This is a genomic window from Clostridium cibarium (genome assembly GCF_014836335.1).
Classification (GTDB): Bacteria; Bacillota; Clostridia; order Clostridiales; family Clostridiaceae; genus Clostridium; species Clostridium cibarium.
Map to the genome: position 1 here is coordinate 128,608 of NZ_JACSRA010000003.1, position 20,143 is coordinate 148,750.

General features: G+C 31.5%; 19 protein-coding genes and 1 riboswitch. Of the genes, 15 read left to right on the top strand and 4 right to left on the bottom strand.

All coding sequences use genetic code 11. The features are described from left to right. Positions 1-61 precede the first annotated feature (61 nt). The 4 genes from sdaAB to thiD all read left to right on the top strand — a co-directional run bounded on the left by sdaAB (position 62) and on the right by thiD (position 3,159). On the top strand, positions 62-742 hold the full coding sequence (gene sdaAB, locus H9661_RS02885) for an L-serine ammonia-lyase, iron-sulfur-dependent subunit beta (RefSeq protein ID WP_191767682.1): 681 nt from the start codon (positions 62-64) through the stop codon (positions 740-742). Position 743: 1 nt separating this feature from the next. Then, positions 744-1,628 carry an L-serine ammonia-lyase, iron-sulfur-dependent, subunit alpha gene (sdaAA, locus tag H9661_RS02890; protein ID WP_191767683.1) on the top strand — a complete coding sequence of 295 codons (885 nt, stop codon included), beginning with the start codon at positions 744-746 and terminating at the stop codon, positions 1,626-1,628. A gap of 26 nt (positions 1,629-1,654) precedes the next feature. Beyond that, positions 1,655-1,763, top strand: a riboswitch (TPP riboswitch). Between the two features lie 78 nt (positions 1,764-1,841). Further along, positions 1,842-2,348, top strand: a complete 507-nt coding sequence (gene thiW / locus H9661_RS02895) for an energy coupling factor transporter S component ThiW (RefSeq protein ID WP_143316661.1) — start codon at positions 1,842-1,844, stop codon at positions 2,346-2,348. A gap of 1 nt (position 2,349) precedes the next feature. Further along, positions 2,350-3,159 (top strand): bifunctional hydroxymethylpyrimidine kinase/phosphomethylpyrimidine kinase, encoded by an 810-nt coding sequence (thiD, locus tag H9661_RS02900; RefSeq protein ID WP_191767684.1) that lies wholly within the window; start codon positions 2,350-2,352, stop codon positions 3,157-3,159. Here the strand turns inward: thiD and H9661_RS02905 are convergent. The 4 genes from H9661_RS02905 to H9661_RS02920 are packed head-to-tail and all read right to left on the bottom strand — an operon-like array spanning position 3,145 to position 6,301. Next, positions 3,145-4,185, bottom strand: a complete 1,041-nt coding sequence (locus H9661_RS02905; protein WP_191767685.1) for a sulfate/molybdate ABC transporter ATP-binding protein — start codon at positions 4,183-4,185, stop codon at positions 3,145-3,147. The two genes, thiD and H9661_RS02905, sit on opposite strands and share 15 nt — an antisense overlap. Position 4,186: 1 nt before the next feature. After that, a complete protein-coding gene (modB, locus tag H9661_RS02910) occupies positions 4,187-4,864 on the bottom strand; it encodes a molybdate ABC transporter permease subunit (protein WP_143316664.1) in 678 nt (225 codons plus the stop codon). 21 nt (positions 4,865-4,885) lie between these two features. Then, complete coding sequence (modA, locus tag H9661_RS02915) at positions 4,886-5,671, bottom strand: molybdate ABC transporter substrate-binding protein (protein ID WP_143316665.1); 786 nt, start codon at positions 5,669-5,671, stop codon at positions 4,886-4,888. A 15-nt stretch (positions 5,672-5,686) separates the two neighbouring features. Beyond that, the gene (locus tag H9661_RS02920; protein WP_191767686.1) at positions 5,687-6,301 is read right to left on the bottom strand and encodes a Fe-only nitrogenase accessory AnfO family protein; all 615 of its coding nucleotides are present in this window, start codon (positions 6,299-6,301) and stop codon (positions 5,687-5,689) included. A 223-nt stretch (positions 6,302-6,524) separates the two neighbouring features. On the opposite strand from H9661_RS02920, the gene H9661_RS02925 reads away from it, so the two are divergent. The 11 genes from H9661_RS02925 (at position 6,525) to recQ (ending at position 20,049) form a co-directional block, all read left to right on the top strand. Continuing rightward, positions 6,525-7,442 carry a hypothetical protein gene (locus H9661_RS02925; RefSeq protein ID WP_143316667.1) on the top strand — a complete coding sequence of 306 codons (918 nt, stop codon included), beginning with the start codon at positions 6,525-6,527 and terminating at the stop codon, positions 7,440-7,442. Positions 7,443-7,775: 333 nt separating this feature from the next. Further along, complete coding sequence (gene nifH, locus H9661_RS02930) at positions 7,776-8,597, top strand: nitrogenase iron protein (protein WP_143316668.1); 822 nt, start codon at positions 7,776-7,778, stop codon at positions 8,595-8,597. Between the two features lie 27 nt (positions 8,598-8,624). Further along, positions 8,625-8,951 carry a P-II family nitrogen regulator gene (locus tag H9661_RS02935; RefSeq protein ID WP_143316669.1) on the top strand — a complete coding sequence of 109 codons (327 nt, stop codon included), beginning with the start codon at positions 8,625-8,627 and terminating at the stop codon, positions 8,949-8,951. A 19-nt stretch (positions 8,952-8,970) separates the two neighbouring features. Continuing rightward, complete coding sequence (locus H9661_RS02940; RefSeq protein ID WP_191767687.1) at positions 8,971-9,354, top strand: P-II family nitrogen regulator; 384 nt, start codon at positions 8,971-8,973, stop codon at positions 9,352-9,354. Between the two features lie 17 nt (positions 9,355-9,371). Continuing rightward, on the top strand, positions 9,372-10,958 hold the full coding sequence (locus tag H9661_RS02945; protein WP_191767688.1) for a nitrogenase component I subunit alpha: 1,587 nt from the start codon (positions 9,372-9,374) through the stop codon (positions 10,956-10,958). Further along, complete coding sequence (gene nifK / locus H9661_RS02950) at positions 10,958-12,322, top strand: nitrogenase molybdenum-iron protein subunit beta (RefSeq protein WP_191767689.1); 1,365 nt, start codon at positions 10,958-10,960, stop codon at positions 12,320-12,322. The genes H9661_RS02945 and nifK overlap by 1 nt, the downstream gene beginning before the upstream one ends. Positions 12,323-12,412: 90 nt before the next feature. Beyond that, on the top strand, positions 12,413-13,762 hold the full coding sequence (gene nifE / locus H9661_RS02955) for a nitrogenase iron-molybdenum cofactor biosynthesis protein NifE (protein ID WP_243240320.1): 1,350 nt from the start codon (positions 12,413-12,415) through the stop codon (positions 13,760-13,762). A 4-nt stretch (positions 13,763-13,766) separates the two neighbouring features. Beyond that, a complete protein-coding gene (nifB, locus tag H9661_RS02960; protein ID WP_191767691.1) occupies positions 13,767-16,397 on the top strand; it encodes a nitrogenase cofactor biosynthesis protein NifB in 2,631 nt (876 codons plus the stop codon). Positions 16,398-16,431: 34 nt separating this feature from the next. Then, the gene (locus H9661_RS02965; RefSeq protein ID WP_191767692.1) at positions 16,432-17,352 is read left to right on the top strand and encodes a homocitrate synthase/isopropylmalate synthase family protein; all 921 of its coding nucleotides are present in this window, start codon (positions 16,432-16,434) and stop codon (positions 17,350-17,352) included. Beyond that, positions 17,349-18,110 (top strand): beta/alpha barrel domain-containing protein, encoded by a 762-nt coding sequence (locus tag H9661_RS02970; RefSeq protein WP_191767693.1) that lies wholly within the window; start codon positions 17,349-17,351, stop codon positions 18,108-18,110. The genes H9661_RS02965 and H9661_RS02970 overlap by 4 nt, the downstream gene beginning before the upstream one ends. Before the next feature lie 172 nt (positions 18,111-18,282). Further along, a complete protein-coding gene (gene recQ, locus H9661_RS02975) occupies positions 18,283-20,049 on the top strand; it encodes a DNA helicase RecQ (RefSeq protein WP_191767694.1) in 1,767 nt (588 codons plus the stop codon). Positions 20,050-20,143 lie beyond the last annotated feature (94 nt).

Here is a 20,143-nt window from a genome sequence, read left to right on the forward strand (position 1 = left end):
TTAATTATAAGTTTTGCTTAAACTAAAATGAGGAATTTACAAGGAACGAAGGAGAAAATATATGACAAATCTAGGCGTTTTTGATATTTTAGGACCTATTATGGTTGGTCCTTCAAGTTCGCATACAGCAGGAGCAGCAAGACTTGGAAAGGTCGCTAGAGCTGTTTTAGATGGAGAACTTGAAAGTGTTAAGTTTTATTTACATGGTTCTTTTGCTAAGACGTACAAAGGACATGGAACTGATAGGGCATTAGTTGCAGGAATATTAGGAATGGAACCTAGTGATATAAGACTTAGAGATTCATTAGAAATAGCAAAGGAATATGGATTAAGGATAGAATTTATTGAAGCAGATTTAGGAGATGTCCACCCTAATACAGTAAAGTTTATAATGAAAAGTGTAAAGGGTAGAGAATGCGAAGTTATGGGATCTTCAATAGGTGGAGGTAGTATTAAAATTACCGAAGTCAACGGAAATAATGTGGAGTTTACAGGAGAGTATCCTACATTAATTATTTCCAATAAAGATGTACCAGGATCTGTTTCGAAGGTTACTTCTATACTTTATGAAGAGGGGATAAACATAGCGTTTATGAAAGTGTTTAGAAATCAAAAAGGAAAAGATGCTACTATGGTTTTCGAAGTGGACTATAGAGTTGAGAAAAATGTTATAGAGAAAATCGAGAGTATAGATTCAATAAGTAGAGTTATAAGTATTCATCCTGTTAAGGAGGGAGAGTAGTATGAAAATAGCTAGAAGTGGTGACGAATTAATAAAGATTTGTTTTGAAGAAAATATCTCCCTAAGTGAATATGCTATAAGATATGAAATTGAGAATAGGGAGATAACAAGGGAAGAATTATATATAAAGATGAAAAAAAATCTCAATGTTATGATAGAATCTGCTAATAGTGGAATGAATAAAGAAATATATTCAGTTAGTGGGCTTATAGGTGGAGATGCATATAAGATAAAAAAATACTTAGATAAGGGAAATACTCTTATTGGTGAAACAATGGTATTAGCAATGGCAATGGCATTATCCTCATCAGAAGTAAATGCCGCTATGGGGAAAATAGTAGCTTGTCCTACAGCTGGATCTTGTGGGATATTACCAGCAGTTATTCTTACAGCAGGTAAAAAACTTAATAAAAGTGAAGATGAATTAATTACTGCACTTTTTGCAGCATCTTCAGTAGGAATGATAATTGGAATGAATGCTACATTATCTGGAGCAGAAGGTGGATGTCAAGCAGAGTGTGGATCAGCATCGGCAATGGGGGCAGCAGCGGTTGTTGAAATGATGGGTGGTACTCCCAAAATGAGTTTAGATGCAGCAGCTATAATTTTGAAAAATGTTTTAGGATTAGTTTGTGATCCGGTTGCAGGACTAGTAGAAATACCTTGTGCAAAGAGAAATATATCGGGAGCTATAAGTGCATTAAGCATAGCAGATTTAGTAATGGCTGGTGTAGACTCAAAGATACCATTTGATGATGCGGTTTCAGCTATGTATAAAGTAGGAAAGTGTTTGCCAACATCATTAAGGGAAACAGCTGAAGGTGGAGTAGCTATAACTAAGGCAGGACTTGAACTTAGAAAGAAAGTTTACGGAGAAGAAGAATAGTGATAAAATAAAATACGAAAATTAAATAAAATTACTAGGGGAGCTGAATTAAAGCTGAGATTGAAGAAAGTAATCTTCTAAACTCTTGAACCTGATGTGGTTAGAACCACCGGAGGGAAGTAATAAAACTAAAATGTTTATTAGTATAGCCTTCAAAAGCTATACTTTTTTTATTACAGATTTAATTTATGCTCAGCTTTTTAGGAGGCTTTTATGAAAAGAAGAAACGTAGCTTATAAGTTAGCTATGAGCGGTATATTTATTGCTATTTCAACTGTTTTTGGAACTTTTTCAATACCAATCTTCGGAGCTAAAATGTCACCAGTCCAACATTTTATAAATGTTGTTTCAGCTGTTATTTTAGGGCCAGTTTATGCTTTGGGAAATGCATTTGTAACATCTCTATTAAGGAATATGTTGGGAACAGGTAGTTTGCTGGCTTTTCCAGGGAGTATGATAGGAGCGTTACTTGCTGGACTAGCTTATAAGAAGTTTAAAAGAGTAGGTTTAGCATTACTTGGTGAAGTTATTGGAACAGGAATTATAGGGGCATTAGCTGCATATCCAATTGCAACCTTATTGTTAGGTAAAGAAGTTGTATTGTTCGTGTATATTGTACCTTTCAGTGTAAGTTGTATTGGTGGAGCAGCAATAGCATATAGTTTTTTTAAAATACCAGCTATTAGAAAATTGTTAATAGAAGAAAGGGGAGAACAATAATATGAAGACAGCACTTACAATTGCAGGTTCAGATTCTTCAGGAGGAGCAGGGATACAAGCAGATATTAAATCAATATCTGCAAATGGAGTTTTTGCTATGAGTGTAATAACTGCTGTAACTGTACAAAACACTATGGGGGTTTTTGGGGTCCAAGATATCGAAGCTGAAATTATCGAAGCTCAAATAAAGGCTATTTTTGATGATATTGATGTTAATGCTATAAAAATAGGAATGGTATCTAAGATTGAATCAATCAAAGCAATTAGTAAAGGATTGAGAAGACAAAAAAACTTACCGCCTATAGTTGTGGATCCAGTGATGATTTCTAAAAGTGGATTTAAGCTTTTATTAGAAGATGCTAAAGAAACTTTAATAAAAGAATTATTTCCTCTAGCAACACTTATAACTCCTAATTTACCTGAAGCAGAAGAAATTTTAGACGATAAAATAAGTAATGTTGAGGAAATGAAAAAGGCTTGTATTAAATTAAAAGAACTTGGACCTAAATATGTATTAATTAAAGGTGGACATCTTGAAGAAGATGCTACTGATGTGTTATATGATGGGGAAAAGTTTATATATTTAAATCAAAAAAGAATAGATACTAAAAATACTCATGGAACAGGATGTACTCTTTCCTCAGCAATAGCAGCTAGCTTGGCAAAAGGTATGAATATTGAAGAAGCTGTGAAAGAAGGAAAGAGATACATAACAGTTGCTATTGAACATGGATTTAAATTAGGCAAAGGTGTTGGACCTACAAATCATTTTTATGAATTATATAAAAATGCTAATTTAGAAATAAAATAAAGAATTATAAGGAAAGTGAAGGTTGATTTTATCTCCATTTGAAAAGATCATTTCTTTTTTTGAAAGAGTTAAATGAATACTTTTACTTTCTTTTTTGTCTTTATTTTTTACATATAAAGTATAATCGAAAGGATTTTCAATTATATTTTCAATTGTAAAACTGAAAGAGTTTTCATGTGAATTAGTAAGTTTAATACTATGAGATCTTATTCCTATAAATTGAACATCTAATTTAATTGTATCTTTAAATGATAATTCATATCCCCAATTCTCAGCATAAATAGTATTAGAGCCAGTTTTTTTACAAGTAGAAATATTCTTACAACCAGTAAGTTTTGCTTCTTCCAAAGACTGTGGTTTTTCAAATAAATCTTTTTTATCTCTTTTACACAAGGTTGATCCTTTATCATAAATTATTATATTATCACACACCCTAAAAGCTTCTTTAATATTATGGGTTACAAAAATTACATCGGCTCTAAAATCTTTTAAAATATACATTAATTCTTTTTCCATCTCACTTCTAAGGTGATGATCTAAAGCTGAAAAAGGTTCATCTAAAAGAAGAATATCTGGAGAAGTAATTAATGCTCTAGCTAGAGCAACTCTTTGTTGTTGCCCTCCTGATAATTGAGAAGGGTATCTATTTTCTAATCCATTTAGGTCTAACCTTTTTATGTAGTTTTTAATTAAATTATTCTTTTCATTTCTATTTGTTTCATTTAAAACAATTTCAATATTTTCTGTTATTGTCATATTAGGAAATAGAGCATAGTTTTGAAATAAGAATCCAACATTTCTCTTTTGAGGAGGTAAGTTAATGCCTTTTTCGGAATCAAAAAGAGTTTTATTATTCAATACTATTTTCCCAAAGGTGGGAGTTTCTAGCCCAGCAATACAACGTAAAGTCATACTTTTTCCAGATCCTGAAGCTCCCAAAAAGCCTAAAATTTTATTTTCTTCTGTAAATTTTGCTTCAAGCTTAAAGGTAGGTAATTGTTTTTCAATATCAATATGTAAAGACATGTTATCTACCTCTCTTTTCCATAATTTTAATTTGTATTTGTGACCAATAATTTAATAGCAATATCATAAATAGGGATATTGTTATTATTATTATGACCCATAGAATTGCCTCATCCATGTTTCCACTTTCTACAGCAAAAAATATGGCAAGTGGCATTGTTTGGGTTTTACCTGGAATATTTCCAGCTAACATCAATGTTGCACCAAATTCCCCCATAGCTCTAGCAAAGGATAAAACAATTCCTCCTATTATGCCAGGTTCAGCAAGGGGAATAGCAATTTTATAAAAGATTTTCTTTTCACTTAACCCTAAAGTTCTAGCAGCAGAAATTATGTTTTCATCAATTTGTTCAAAGGCAGATCTTGTTGTTCTATACATCATTGGGAATGATACCACAGTAGCAGAAATAACAGTGGCAAACCATGTAAATATTATAGATGTATTAAAAAAGCCCAGGAGCTTTCCAACAGCTCCATTTTTACCACATATGACAAGTAATACAAATCCAACTACAGTAGGAGGAAGGAGAAGAGGAAGGGTTAAAATGCCATCAATAAATCCCTTAAAGTGCCCTTTATAATTTGCTACTATATATGCTGTTAATATGCCAAGTATAAATGTTATAAAAGTTGATATTAATGAGGTTGATATAGAAATCAATAAAGGTGATAAATCCAAGATGCTCCCTCCTTATAAAAATTAGTTTACAGATTTATAACCATACTTTTTAAAAATTTTTTGCGCTTTATCTGTAAATAGAAAGTTTTCAAACTCTTTTGCTATATACTGATTCTTAGTTGTATTAATTATACCTACAGGATAGTTAATTGGAGAATGATATTCAGAAGGAATTTGTTCAATGATCTTTACTGAATCATTACTTAATGCGTCGCTTAGATAGACAAATCCTACTTCTGCATTACTAGAAATTACCCAAGAAAGTACTTCTTTAACGTCTTTTGCAAATACCAGTTTAGGTTGCAATGAAGTTTTAATATTAAGTTTTGTAAAAACTTCATCAGCATATTTGCCAGCAGGTACACTGCTTGCTTCGCCAACAGCTATTTTCTTAACAATGTCACTAGTTAAGTCATTAATCCCTGTTATTTTAGAATCTTTTGGACCTACTAATACCAGTTCATTTTTAATTAAATCTTTATCTGATGAATCTATTAATAAGCCTTTATCCTTTAATTGTTTCATCTGACTTTTACCAGCAGATATAAAGACATCACAAGGGGCGCCTTGTTCGATTTGTTGCTCTAGAGAGCCAGAAGCACCAAAATTAGTTACTAAAGTAACGTTAGGGTTTACCTCTTTAAAAGACTTTTCTAAATCAGCCATGGCTTCTTTTAAGCTAGCAGCAGCAGATATATTTAATTCAATTGAAGCACTGGCTGTAATTTTTTTATTACTACAGCTAATAGAGGAAAAAGGTAGTATAAGAATTATCAGTAAAGATAGAAATTTAATTAATTTTTTCATATTATCCCTCCTAAATTATATTTTTTTTAAAATCATTTCAAAATCCTGATCTGTAACTCTTTTTACATCAAAAGATAAGTTGTTTTTATCACTATGACTTCTAAGCCAAGGTGGTACATGGCAACATCTAAGCTTAAGTGCATCAAAGGCTGTAGTTTCAATAAAAGGCAATAAGGCTTTTTTTGAAGAAAGTTCTGGGTTTTCAAGTTGGGCTTTAATTAAGTCTAAATAATATTCACCTTCTTTAATTTTTATAATTTTATTCTTATTCTCATTGAACTTTAGTTCTTCTTCAGCTTCGTGTTTCATTTCCTGATTTAAAACCTCATCTAAAATTCCTTCAGCTTTACCAGGTAACTCCCAGATGCTAAAATCTTTTGAATAAAAAACGCTATAAGGAATACCATATCCTTTTTTGACAACAACAATTTTGCAGTCATCAAATTCATCAATTAATTTTAAATAACCATGACGTAAGGCTCTTATCCCTTTAACATCTTTCATATCTACATCTAGTTTTTTGTATATGATCCACATCTTTTCTTTTTTATGAAAAATCTTAAGTTTAGTTGCTTCTAAGAATGTTGCTATTTCATCTTTTGCATCAAGAAATACTGCTATTTTTTCCATGAGATTCCTCCTTTTTAAAACAAAAAAGACCCAGTGTTAAACTGCGTCTTTGCATTTGAAATATTTAATTATTTCTAGTTTATCTCATATAATTGGTTTGTCAAGATATTTTTTCAAAATATTTCAAATTTTAATTTTTATAAAGTAAGATTGACGTTATTGTTATTAACATTTATTCTTAATATTAAAATAACAAAAAATGTTAATAGAGAGGTGTTGTTAAATGAGTACAATCAAGACAAAGTACGGCTATTTAAATGGGGCAAGCATTACTGGAAGATATAATTCAGGGGAATATGAATGTTGTACCGTAAAAGAAAAAAGTAAAGTAAATATATTAGGGTACACATTTATACCTTTGTATGAAGAGATGAAAGAAAGAAGAAAGGAGTTACCTGCAGTAAAGTTTTATAAAAGTGGAGATATAAAAACTATATCTTTAAATGAGCAGGTACGCATAAATACTAGTGCAGGTGATTTTCCAGTTGAAAAGATAGTATTTTACGAGAGTGGTGAAATAAAAAGATTATTTCCTCTGGATGGAAGATTGTCTGCTTACTGGTCTGAAGAAGATGAGTATAAGTTAGCTACAAGAGATAGAGTACACACAGATATTGGTGATTTTTATTCAAAATTCATATCATTGCTTTTTTATAGATCAGGAAAAATTAAAAGTGTTACTTTATGGCCAAAGGAAAGAATAAAATATAAAATACAAAATAAATTTATAAATATAAGGATAGGGTTATCTTTCTATGAAAATGGACAAATCGAATCTTGTGAACCAGGAGTACCAATAGCTATAAAAACTCCAGTAGGAATAGTTGAAGCTTTTGATAAGAACGCCTTAGGAATTCATGGAGAGGATAATTCTTTGAAACTTAATGAAGATGGAAGTATTAAGTCAGTAATTACTAGTACGAATAAGATAGAAGTCAAAAATAAGGAGGGTGATAAAATAATATATTCTCCTAAAACCATAAAAAAGTATGTTGGCGATATTAATACGATAATACCAGTAAAGTTGGAGTTTTATAATAATTCAATAAAAATAAATAATTATGAATATAAAATTAAAGAAAATTCCTTTGAAATTCTTTCATCATTAGGGAAGACATTAACCTTAAAGGGTGATTTGTAAAAAGAATCCGTTTTCAATTTGTAAATTATTTTTAGAAAATGGGGGTAAATATTTTTATGATAAATATGCAATAAATGATATATTTTAACATTATTGTGTGATATTATAAATACAATAAACTATAAGTAAATAAAACTTGAAGAAGACAATGGGGTCTAAATCTTATCGACTAGTTAAGATTTGGGCCTTAATTTTTTCTTCATATTAGACAAAGGCGTCTTTCAAAAATAGGGAAAGGCGCCTTTCTGCTTTACTAATAATCAATATACTGCTTATAACTTCTTAAATAAATGAGAAGGTATATAAATTTAAAAATAAAAGGAGGAAATGTAAATGAGACAAGTTGCAATTTACGGAAAAGGTGGTATAGGAAAATCAACTACCACACAAAATTTAACAGCAGGTTTAGCAGAGTTAGGAAAGAAAATCATGGTTGTAGGGTGTGATCCAAAGGCTGATTCTACAAGATTATTGCTTGGAGGGCTAGCACAAAAAACAGTTCTTGATACTTTAAGAGAGGAAGGAGAAGATATTGACTTAGATTACATCATGAAAGATGGATTTAAGGGTATTAAATGTGTTGAATCAGGTGGGCCAGAACCAGGAGTTGGATGTGCTGGTAGAGGCATTATAACCTCAATAGGTATGCTTGAAAGATTAGGTGCATATACACCAGATTTAGATTATGTTTTTTATGATGTATTGGGGGATGTTGTTTGTGGTGGCTTTGCAATGCCAATTAGAGAAGGTAAAGCACAAGAAATATATATAGTTGCAAGTGGTGAGATGATGGCATTATATGCAGCAAATAATATTTCAAAAGGTATAAGAAAGTATGCCAAAACAGGTGGAGTTAGACTTGGAGGAATTATTTGTAACTCAAGAAAAGTTGATAAAGAGTTAGATCTTTTAGAAGCATTTGCTAAGGAACTTGGAAGCCAACTTATTCACTTTGTACCAAGGGACAATATGGTTCAACGAGCTGAAATTCATAAACAAACAGTTATTGAATTTGATCCAAAAGCAGATCAAGCTGAAGAATATAGACAATTAGCAAAGAAAATTGATGAGAATAAGATGTTTGTTATTCCAAAACCAATGACACAAGAAAGATTAGAAGAAATATTAATGGAATATGGATTGATGGATATTTAATTAAAAATGTGAGGAGTGTGTGTTGAGATGTATATGATTCGTGCAATATTAAGACCTGAAAAAGTGAATATAGTACTTTCGGAATTATTAGATGCGGGTTTTCCAGAAGTAACAAAGATGAGTGTTTTTGGTAGAGGTAAGCAAAAGGGAATAAAGGTTGGAGATATTCATTATGATGAATTACCAAAAGAAATGTTGTTACTTGCAGTAAAAGATGAAGATAAGGATGATGTTATAAGAGTTATAATGAAAAATTCTAGAACTGGAGAAAAAGGTGCATTTGGAGATGGCAAGATTTTTGTCTCACCGATAGAAACTGCCTACACAGTAAGTAGTGGTAAAGAAGGATTATAAAAAATAGGAGGAAAAGCTCATGAAAGAAGTTATGTGTTTTATTCGTTTGAATAAAGTAAACAAAACTAAAGAATCTCTTGCAGAAGCTGGCTTTCCATCAATTACTTGTATGAAAGTTTTAGGAAGAGGCAAAAAATCTATTGATCAAGTTTATGTTCAAGGTTTTATAGATGCTGGTGAAGAAATACCTAGTCCTTATGCTGAAAATTTCACAGAAAGAGGAAGGTTAATTCCTAAGAGATTTATAACTCTTGTAGTAAATGATGATGAAGTTAAAACTGTAGTGGACACAATTATGGATGTTAATTCTACTGGAACTCCCGGTGATGGAAAGATATTTATACTACCAATAAATGAAGTATATAGAGTAAGAGATGGTGAAAGCAATGAGAGTGCAATTTAATTTTGGAGGTGATGCTAATGAGTAAGGTAGATAGTGTTTTAGAAAACTATAGTGCTAAAGTTTATAAAAATAGAAAAAAACATATGTTAGAACTTGTTGAAGATAAACAAGAAATTGGAGCTAACAGTAGAACTATGCCAGGGATGCTTACCCATAGAGGTTGTTGCTATGCTGGATGTAAAGGTGTTGTACTTGGTCCTATAAAAGATGCGGCAATAATTACTCATGGACCTATAGGGTGTGGATATTATTCTTGGGGGACAAGAAGAAATAAGGCTATAGCTAAAGAAGATGGAAAGAATTTTCTAGAATATTGTTTTTCAACTGATTTACAAGAAAGTGATATCGTATTTGGAGGAGAAAAAAAGCTAAAGCAAGCAATTAAAGAAGTTGTAGAGATATTTAATCCTAAAACAATATTTATATGTGCTACATGTCCAGTTGGTTTAATAGGTGATGATTTGCCAGCGGTTGCAGCAGAAGCTAAGAAGATGTATGGAATTGAAGTTGTATCATTTGCCTGTGAAGGGTATAAAGGTGTTTCTCAATCAGCAGGACATCATATAGCAAATAATTCAATAATAAAAAATTTAATAGGAACAAGTGACTATGAACCTAAAAAACACTCTGTAAATATTCTTGGAGAATATAACATAGGTGGTGACGGTTTTGAAATCGGAAGAATTTTAAAAAGTATAGGCTATGAAGTTATATCAATCATGACTGGTGATGGTAGTGTAGATGATATAAGAAAAGCCCATACAGCTGATTTAAACCTAGTTCAATGTCACCGTTCGATTAATTATATCGCAGAAATGATGAACATTCAATATGGAACAAGTTGGATGAAAGTTAATTTTATAGGAGTTGATTCAACTATACAAACTCTAAGAGATATGGCAAAATTCTTTGACGATCCAGTACTAACAGCTAGAACTGAAGAGGTAATAGAAGAAGAACTTGAAAATATTAAAGATGATATTGCGGTATATAGAGAAAAGTTAACTGGCAAAAAAGCAGCTTTATTTGTGGGAGGCTCAAGGTCTCATCATTATCAAATGTTATTAAAGGATTTCGGAGTAGAAACAGTACTTGCAGCTTATGAATTTGCTCATAGAGATGACTATGAAGGTAGAGAAGTTATACCAACAATCATAGAAGATGCAGATTTAAAGAATATAGAAGTACTAGAAGTAGAAAAAATTGAAGACAAATTTAAGATAGTGAAGAGCCAAGAAGATATAGAAGAATTAAAGACACAACTTAAAGATTTAGAAGACTACCCTGGAATGATGAGAGATATGAATAAAGGTTCTGTTGTAGTGGATGACTTAAATCACTATGAAACAGAGGAATTTATAAAGAAACTCAAACCAGATGTATTCTTCTCAGGTATAAAGGATAAGTTTGTGATCCAAAAGGGCGGGGTTTTATCTAGACAATTACATTCCTACGATTATAGTGGACCATATGCTGGATTTAGAGGAGCTGTTAACTTTGGTAGAGATTTAACTATGGGCTTATATACTCCAGCTTGGGGATTTACATGTCCACCATGGAAGAAAGAGCCTATATTAGAAGGAACTTTTGGAGGTGAGGAATAATGTTAGATTTAACACCACAAGAAATAAAAGAAAGAAAAGCGCTTAAAGTTAATCCAAGTAAGACATGTCAACCAGTTGGAGCGATGTATGCAGCTCTTGGAGTTCATAATTGTATGCCACATAGTCATGGATCACAAGGATGTTGTTCATATCATAGAACTTTTTTAACAAGGCATTTTAAAGATCCAGCAATTGCTTCAACTTCAGCATTTAGTGAAGGTGCTTGTGTATTTGGTGGAGGAAGCAACTTAAAAACTGCTGCTAAAAATATATTTGATATATATGATCCAGATATTATTGCGGTACACACAACTTGTCTTTCAGAAACAATAGGTGATGATATTGGATCTATTATAGAAACAATAGATATACCAGAGGGGAAATATATGGTTCATACCAATACTCCAAGTTATGTTGGCTCTCATATTACTGGATTTGCCAATATGGTAACTGGTTTTATAAGAGATTTATCTAAATCTACTGGTGTTTCAAATGGAAAGATGTGTGTAATACCTGGTTTTGTTAACCCTGGTGATATGAGAGAAATGAAAAGATTATTAAAACTTATGGGAGTAGCTTTTACAATGCTACCTGATACTAGTGGAGTAATAGATGCGCCAATGACTGGCAAATATGAACTATTCCCTAAGGGAGGAACAAAGATTGAAGATATCATAGCTCTTGGAGACTGTGAAAAAACTTTAGCTCTTGGAAGTTTTGCATCAGAAGCTGGAGCAACTGAACTAGAGAATACTTATAAAGTTCCTTATAAGAAGTTATATATGCCAATAGGTGTTGGATCTACTGATGATTTCATAATGGAATTAAGCAAATTTAGTAAAGAACAAGTGCCTTATGAAATAGAAGAGGAAAGAGGACAATTAGTTGATATAATGGTTGATTCTCATCCTTATTACAGTGGAAAAACAGTAGCAATATATGGTGATCCAGATACGGTTATAGGATTAACTAAATTTGTGCTTGAGCTTGGAATGATCCCCAAGTATGTAATAACAGGTACTCCAGGAAATGCATTTGAAGTAGAAGTAAATTCATTATTTGAGCAATTTGGGGTAGAAGGCTGTATTTGTAAACAAGCAAGTGACTTATTTGAACTACATCAGTGGATTAAGAATGATAAAGTTGATCTACTTATTGGAGGAACTCATGGAAAATATATAGCTAGAGCTGAGGATATTCCTCTAGTAAGAGCTGGTTTCCCAATATTAGATAGATATGTGCATTCATATATGCCACTAGTAGGGTATAAAGGAGCAATGAGATTACTTGAGCTTATACTAAATGCTTTAATGGATAGACAAGATAGAGATTGTTCAGAAGAAAATATGGAGTTAGTAATGTAACAATCATGGATAGACTTAACGAAGTTTCTAAGGATTTAAAGAAACTTCGTTGAAGTTTTATCTAATAAATAAATGAAAGGTGTGATTTATTTGGGAGAAAAGGTATCAGGTGATTTGCTCAAAGAGAGAGAAGAATTTATTTTTTGCAAGAATGATAGTTGTAGTGGTGAAATGAAATGTGATAGTGATAGTTTATCAGGTGCAGTAAGTCAAAGAGCTTGTGTATATTGTGGAGCAAGAGTTGTCCTAAATCCTATAACAGATGCTTATCACATCGTTCATGGTCCAATTGGATGTGCAAGTTATACATGGGATATAAGAGGGAGTCTTTCAAGTGGTGAAGAGCTTTATAGAAATAGTTTTTCAACTGACTTAAGTGAAGAGGACATAATATTTGGTGGAGAAAAGAAATTAACTTCCGCAATAGAAGGCATTATGGAAAATCATAGTCCTAAAATAATATTTATATATGTAACTTGCATAGTAGGGGTTATAGGAGATGACGTTGAAGCAGTTTGTAGAAAAGCAGAAGAAAAATATGCTATTCCTGTTATACCTGTAAAAGCTCCAGGGTTTTCAGGTAATAAATCTAAGGGATATAAGGCTGCAGGTGATGCCTTAATGAACCTATTTAGAAGAAATATTTATCCAAAAGTTAATGGAGTAAATATACTTGGAGATTTTAATTTAGCTGGAGAAATGTGGATAATACAAGACTATTTAAAGAAAATAGGTGTTAATATAGTGTCTACGATAACAGGCGATGCCAGTTATGATAAGTTAAAAAGAGCAAGTAGCGCAAGCTTTAACATAGTTCAATGTGCAGGATCTATGACAGCTCTCGCTAAGAAAATGGAAGCTGAAATGGATATTCCATTTATTAAAATAAGTTTTGTTGGACTAGAGGATACTAAGAATTCTCTGCTTAAAATTGCAAGCCTTTTTGGAGATAGGAAAACTATAGAAAGAGCAAAAGATCTTATAAGTAAAGAAGAAGAGCGAATTATTCCTATACTGAACTCTTACAAAGAAAATCTTAAAGGAAAAAAAGCTGCTATTTATGTAGGTGGAGGATTTAAAGCTATTTCATTAATAAAACAATTTAAAGAATTAGGAATGGATACAGTTCTAGTTGGGACACAAACAGGTAAAAAAGATGATTATGAAGTAATAAATAATCTAGTTGATAACGGAACAGTGGTTTTAGATGATGCAAATCCAGCAGAACTAGAAAAGTTTATAAAAGAAAAAGGTGCCGATATATTAGCAGCAGGAGTAAAAGAGCGACCTCTTGCTTATAAGCTAGGTTTAGCTTTTTGTGATCACAACCATGAGAGAAAACATCCTCTTGGAGGCTTTATAGGAGCAATAAATTTTGCAAAGGAAGTAAACGAATCAGTTAATAGTCCAGTTTGGAAGTATGTTAGGGAAGGAAGGTAGAACTATGAAAGAAGATTATAAAAACTTAACAGTTAATCCTTGCAAGATGTGCATGCCTATGGGAGCTGTGAATGCTTTATATGGAATTAAAGGAGCAATGACAATATTACATGGTTCTCAAGGGTGTAGTACATACATTAGAAGACATATGGCAACACATTATAATGAACCAATAGACATAGCTTCTTCTTCTTTAACAGAACAAGGAACTGTTTATGGTGGAGAGAAAAATTTAATAATTGGGGTAGAAAACTTAATTAAGCTATACAATCCAAAAGTTATTGGAATAGCAACGACTTGTTTGGCAGAAACAATAGGTGAAGATATAGTGCGTATTTCTAAAACTTTTAAAGAAACTCATAGTGAAAGCAATGTGGAATTAATACCAATTTCATCGCCAGGGTATGGTGGTACACAGTATGATGGGTTTTGTAGAGCACTTAGGGCAGTTGTTGAAAATTTAGATCTAGATGATACAAAAAATAAAAAGATTAATATTGTAACAAGTTTAATAAGTCCTGCAGATGCAAGGAGGCTTAAAGAAATATTAAATAGTTTCAATATAGACTATATTCTATTACCTGATATAAGTGAAAATCTTGATGGAATTCACAAAATAAACTATGAAAGACTACCATCTCATGGTACTAGCATAGAAGAGATAAAGATGATGGCTGGAGCAAGAGCAACAATAGAAATTTTTAGCTTTGTAAATGATGAAAATTCCGTTGGAAAATATCTAGAAGATAATTTTGGCGTTGAAAATTATAGAGTAAACATACCAAGAGGACTTAGGGATACTGATAAATTTTTAGAGGTGTTATCGAAGGTTTCGGGAAATCTTGTACCTGAAAAATATAGAGATCAAAGAGGTAGATATTTAGATGCTATGATAGATTCTCATAAATACAATAGTGAAGGAAGAGCGGTTATATATGGAGAACCTGATTTTGTATATTCTATATCCAGAATGTGTTTGGAAAATGGTGTTATGCCAGTATTGATAGCATCTGGAGAAAAATGTCCTAGCTTGAAAGAGAAACTTGAAGAAGAAGTTAGGGAACTTGGAAGTAGATTATTCGTTCATAAATATAAAATCATAGATGAAGCAGATTTTAAAGATATAGAGAAATATTCAGTAGATTTTGAAGCTAATGTTATGATAGGAAATTCAGATGGTAGAAGGATAGAAGAAAAGCACAATATACCACTAGTAAGAGCAGCATTCCCAATACATGATCGAGTAGGTGGACAAAGAATTATGTCTATAGGGTATGAGGGATCATTAAATTTAGGCGATGAAATAGCAAATGTAATTTTGGGAAGAAAAGAAAGAAGTTTTAGAGAAAATTTATATGATGAATTATATAAAGGAGAGAAGGTGTCACAATTGGATAATCAAAAAATTAGTATAGAAGAAAAAACAAAAACTCATCCATGCTTTAGTTGTAGCTCGGCTCATAAATATGCGAGAATGCATCTACCAATAGCACCAAAGTGTAATGTAAGTTGTAATTATTGTCTAAGAAAATACGATTGCCCAAATGAAAGTAGACCAGGAGTTACAACAGAGGTTTTATCTCCTAAGGAAGCTTTTGAAAAATATAAGTATGTTAAGAACAAGATGGATAACCTTAAGGTTATAGGAATAGCAGGTCCTGGAGATTCTCTAGCAAATTTTGATGAGGTAAAAGAGACATTAACATTAATAAGGGAATATGATAATGAAGTTACTTTTTGTTTATCGACTAATGGTTTAATGCTTCCTTTTTATGCACAGCAATTAATAGATCTTGGAGTTACTCATGTAACTATAACAATGAATGCTGTAGATCCAACTATAACAGCTAAAGTTTACAAATATATAAATTACCTAGGTGTTACTTATACTGGAATTGAAGGAACTCAAATATTACTTAATAACCAGCTTTCAGGACTTAAGTATTTAACTGATAGAGGAATTGTATGTAAAGTAAATATAGTTATGCTTAAAGGAATTAATGATTATCATATTGAAGAGGTTGTTAAAAAGGTTAAAGAATATGGGGCTAGTATTACAAATATTATGCAGATGATACCTGTTAAGGGCAGTGTATTTGAAAATATGCCATTAGTTAGCAACAAAGAAATAAAAGATTTAAGAGATAAGTGCAAAGAACATTTAAGCCAAATGTATCACTGCAAGCAATGTAGGGCAGATGCAATTGGACTACTTGGAGATGATCAGTCTTTGAAATTTAGAAAAGAAGAAAAAAATCATACTTTATTAAAATTCGCAGTAGTATCAAAGAGTGGAATGGTTGTTGACGAGCACTTTGGACATGCTACAGAATTTTATATTTATGAATATAAAGATAATATGCCTATGTTTTTAGAAAAGAGAAACGTAGAAAAATACTGTAATGGAAAAGAAGTATGTGAAGAAGAGGTAGATAAATTTGAAAAGATAGCTAATATGCTATACGATTGCGATGGTGTAATCTGTCTTAGAATTGGAGAAGAACCAACCAAGAAATTGCGAAATTTAGGCATAGACATATTTATGACTTATGAAAGAGTTGAGGTGGCTGTAGCCTTTGCAGCAGAAGATATTTTAAGTGGGAAAAAGAGTAAAAGTATTCTTAATGTAAAATAACATTTGGATTTTCCAATTAGAAAGGTAGGATATCATGAAAGAGAGACAAGTTGAGATTGTAGATAAAACATTAGTTGCACTTTGGGACTTATATAGAGAAAAAGTCAAAGGGAAAAAAGAAAAAGTTAAGGAACTAATTAAATTAATATATTTAATTGGCAGTGATTATATTGAAATTACTCCGGAAATATATGAACAATTATTTCCTCTTCCAATAGATGTGGAGTTTAGGGTAAATGTAGTTAAAGAAATTCACATACCAAGAGGAAAATATATAGAGTCAAGTATTAAGGTGAATAGAAATATAAATAATCTCAACAATGTAAGAATAGTAGGGTTGGACGATTTGATGAACTATTCATATGAAGAAAAATTACTAAAACTTATGGATTCCTTTGGAAAGGGCATGGAACTATGTATTGGTAATGAATATGGATGCTCAACTGCATTGACTCTTGAATGGATAAAGTTAGGTGGACATAAAGTTGTTACTAGTTTTGCTGGTATTGGAGGATATGTTCCTTTGGAAGAACTTTTAGGAGCAATTGAATTTATACAAAAAATCAATTTAAGAGGAAATCATGTTCTTTTTCCCACTGTACTAAAAATTTTTGAAGAAATTACAGGTGAAGAATTACCTTCTAATATGCCTTTCATTGGGAAAAACATATTTAATGTTGAATCAGGGGTGCACGTTAATGGAATTTCAAAGGATGTTCATACTTATGAACCTTATGATCCCAAAAAGATAGGGAGGGAAAGAAAAATAGTAATAGGAAAACATTCAGGAATAAAATCCTTAAAAATTAAATTGGATGAGTTAAATATAGCTTATGAAGATGAAAAACTTGAAAGTTTATTGGAAGTTATACGAAAAGAAAGTACTAAAATGGGAAGAGGGCTTTTAGATGATGAAATAGAAGCTATATATAATAAGGTAGGTGCTAAGGTATGAACAGAGAAATATATATTGTTGATACAACATTAAGGGATGGGGAACAAGCTCCAGGAAAAGCATTTACAGTGAATCAAAAGGTTGAAATTGCAAAGTATCTAGATTCAAATGGAATTTATCAGATAGAGGCAGGAACTCCTGCTATGGGGAACATAGAAAAAGACTGCATAATTCAAATTGTAGATGCTATGGAAAATTCTTTTGTTTCAACTTGGAATAGAATTAATAAGAATGATATAAAACATTCTATTGACTGCAAGCCCGACATTATTCATTTAAGTGTTCCATCATCTGAAATACAAATATATTCAAATTTGAGAAAGGACAAAACTTGGGTAGAAAATAAACTAAAGGATTGTGTATATTTTACTAAAGAGCAGGGGTACGAAGTAACTATTGGATTTGAGGATGCATCAAGAGCAGATATTAAGTATCTTATACATTTGTGTGAAGTGCTTGGAAAATTGGATGTTCATAGGGTAAGGTATGCTGATACTGTAGGGATATTAAGTCCTTCAACAACTAAAAAAGCAATAACTACGTTAATTGAAAATACTAATATGGAAATAGAGATACATGCCCATAATGATTTTGGTATGGCAACAGCTATATCTATAGAAGGGGTTAAAAGTGGAGCTAAATATGTTAATTGTACTCTAGACGGAATAGGCGAGAGAGCTGGCAACTGCAACATACAAGAGTTTATTAAAGCTACTAAAGGATTTTTTCATAATATTCGTCAGTTAGATGAATGTTAAAATATTTAGTTTAATATATTGTATAAAAATGTGATAATTATTAAGGTAAGTCTAAAATCACTTTCTTTAATAATTATCACATTTTATTGTTCCGGTAAAAAATCATGATAATTAGATTAAAATATTGTAAAATAGAGAAGAGTTAAAGATGACATAAGGAGGAGGTAATTAAATGAATGATAGGGAAAAAGCGCAGTATGCTCTAAAGAGGTTTTTTGGATATGATAAGTTTAGATTTGGACAACTAAATATAATAATAAATATTTTATCTAAGAGAGATGTGTTTTGCATAATGCCTACTGGTGCCGGAAAATCTATTTGTTATCAGATACCAGCGTTAATTTTAGATGGTATTACTATAGTTATATCGCCTCTTATATCATTAATGAAGGATCAAGTAGATGGACTGAAAGATAATGGAATAGAAGCAGCTTACATAAATAGTACTCAAAGTATGGATGAGATAAAAGAAATTCTTAAGGATGCTTCATTAGGATTATATAAGTTAATTTACATAGCGCCAGAAAGGTTGGAATCTAAAGTTTTTATTAAAATGATTAAATCCCTTAAAATATCTCAAGTAGCAGTAGATGAAGCTCATTGTGTGTCAGAGTGGGGACATGATTTTAGAGTTAGTTATAGATACATAAAACCATTTATAGAAAATTTAGATAACAGACCAGTTTTATCAGCTTTTACAGGTACTGCAACAGATGAGGTTAAGGAAGATTCAATGAAGCTTTTATCTTTGAACAATCCATATATTTTTACTGGAAATATAGACAGAGAAAACTTAGCCATTACTATATATAAAGAAGAAGATAAATTAGAAGGTATTAAAGATATATTAAGAGAACATGATTCAGAATCTGGAATAATATATTGTTTATCAAGAAAAGAAGTAGAAAGTTTATATCAATACCTAAAGGAGTTAGGTTATAGTGTAGGAATTTATCATGGAGGGCTTAATGACGAAGAGAAAAAAAGAAATCAAGAGGATTTTCTTTATGAGAGGTTCGACACTATGATAGCTACAAATGCCTTTGGGATGGGAATAGATAAATCTAATATAAGGTATGTAGTTCACTGTACTATTCCAAAGAATTTAGAGAGCTATTATCAAGAGATAGGCCGAGGGGGAAGGGATGGTACTCCTTGTGATTGTTATTTGTTTTATAATAGAGAAGACATAAGAAGAGTTGAATTTATTATTAATAATAGTAGTAATTTAAATAGGAGAGAAATTGCACTTAGAAAACTACAGGCATTAATAGAGTTTTGTGAAGAAAAAAGATGCTATAGAACTAATCTTTTAAGGTATTTTGATAGTAAATGGACTAGAGAGTATTGCACTAATTGTAGTAATTGTCTAGAAAATGATGAACTTAGAGATTATAAGAAAGAAGCTCAAATGATATTATCTACAGTATATAGAACAAGAGAAAACTATGGAATATCAGTACTTATAGATGTATTAAGGGGAATTAAGGGACCTAAGGTAATTCAAAATAGGTTAGATGAATTAACGACTTTTGGATTAATGAAGGATTATAGTACAACTTTTATTAGAGGACTAATAAAACAAATGCTAGTGCAAGATTTTGTAGCTCTTAAGGAAGGCACATATTCCATGCTTAAGCCTACAAAAAAGTCCATGGAAATTCTTAAGGGCGATAGAAGTGTACTATTATTAATAAAGGATGAAGAAACTGCAATAAATAAAGAATTATTTAATATTATTAAAAGTTGGAGAATGGATAGAGCCAATAGAGATGGTATTAAGCCGTACATAATATTTTCAGATGCAACTCTAATTGAGATAGTTAATAAGCTTCCAAAGAATAAGGAAGAATTATTTGAAATTAGAGGGGTCGGAGAAAAGAAAGTTCAAAGGTATGGGGAAGAATTATTAAAGATTATAAATAAAAGTGCAACTTAAAAATGAATTTCAGCTAGGGTATTCAGGTATAGTATCTATATAGAAAAAGTATTTTCATTTAGTGATGTTAAAAGATATACCGCCAGTCGATTTT